This is a genomic window from Okeania hirsuta, assembly GCF_003838195.1.
GTDB classification, from domain to species: domain Bacteria; phylum Cyanobacteriota; class Cyanobacteriia; order Cyanobacteriales; family Microcoleaceae; genus Okeania; species Okeania hirsuta.
Genome location: NZ_RCBY01000568.1, coordinates 1 through 1537 on the forward strand (window position 1 = coordinate 1; position 1537 = coordinate 1537).

The 1537-nt window shown below is 45.8% G+C and carries 1 pseudogene; it reads right to left on the minus strand.

The features are described 5' to 3' along the window. Window positions 1-178 precede the first annotated feature (178 nt). Window positions 179-1537 (minus strand): annotated as a pseudogene (locus tag D5R40_RS32905) (hypothetical protein); the annotation flags it as partial.

A 1537-nucleotide genomic window follows, 5' to 3' on the forward strand; every position in this document is an offset into this window, starting at 1 on the left:
CAGTCTCCTGTTCCCTGTTCCCTGTTACCTTTTCAAGTAGCGCTATAGTTCGGGCTATGATATGAATCAGGGTAGGCAATGCCCACCCTGTTAAAAGTTATGGACTCAGGTATTTACTCCTATTCCGACTTTAAATCAACCCTCGAATTGTGCCTGCAATCTTGATATTTTGCATGGCTTAATCGTAGAACGGAATGCGATTAAGACGGAACTCCTCATATTCCTCTCTGCATGGCTCTAAGACATTTGGGTCTGCAACATCCTTAATTAATTCGATCGTCACCGAGTTCAACGTTCCGGTGAAGTCAAAAGGCATTTGATCTTTATAGCTTTCTCGGATAGGCGTACCCGTATCAAAGCCCACATCAAGGGTCTCATCTAAGGTGAAGCGGTTGGGAATGCTCTTACAAACCAAATTGTTTCCCTTAATCTTCAGAGGTTCACCGTTAGCGTAGAGGTTCACTTCGGCACCTAGTAATTTACCTATTACTTCTTTGACATCGTTATTGACATCCTCCTTTTTAATCTTTTCATCAATCTTTTGATTAATCTTTTCCTGTGATACGGTTTTATAAACAGCCTCCAAAGTAATCGGTGTATCGGTGGGCAAATCGGCAGGCAAAGGCGCTGAAATGTTGTAGCGTTCGATTCCCGCCCAGTTGTAGTGATACACCAGTTTACCATTTTGGACAAACAAACCGTATCCACTAAAACGGCCTCCCAAAGTCAACAGCATTCCTTCGCCATCTTCAGGCCAAATTACATTGGCCGTAATTTTATGGCTCTTCCTTTTGAGATCGGGGGCTGAACCTTCGGGAACGCGAAAATGATCGGGGTAGGTAAAGACGTCACGTCCTTTGGTCAAACTGGGACGATTGGCCACATCAACCCGGTCACCTTTGCGATCGTCCAACGGCAAAACGTTATACTTGCTGGCCTCCGCATAAAACAACTTGATCATCTCTTCGAGTTTCTTCGGCTTTTGGTCAGCCAAATCCACCGCTTGAGAAAAGTCCTTTTCAATGTTGTAGAGTTCCCAGGGCATGTCCAACAGATCCATCTCGGGGTTTTCTGAAAGCCAGGGGTCTCCGCGCTTGGCACTGGCCATCCAGCCTTTGTCGTAGATCCCTTGGTTCGTGAGCATCTCAAAGTACTGGGTGGTATGCTTGCTGGGGGCATTGATCTTACTTGCATTATATTTTTTATTGTCATCAGTTGGATCTGCAGTTGGATCATCAGTTTGATCTGCAGTTGGATCATCAGTTTGATCAAGCCTATACTTTGCATCAAAGGTATAGGCTAAACTGGTTCCCTCGATCGGCTTTTGCATGACCCCATTGAATAGGGTGGGTTCTTCAATACCAATAGCCTCCAGAATGGTGGGAGCAATGTCGATGACATGACTGAACTGATAGCGCTTCTTATCCACATCGGTAATGCGATCGGGCCAGGAAATCACCATGCCATTGCGAGTTCCCCCAAAGTGAGACGCAATCTGCTTAGTCCATTGGAACGGGGTATCCATTGCCCAAGCCCA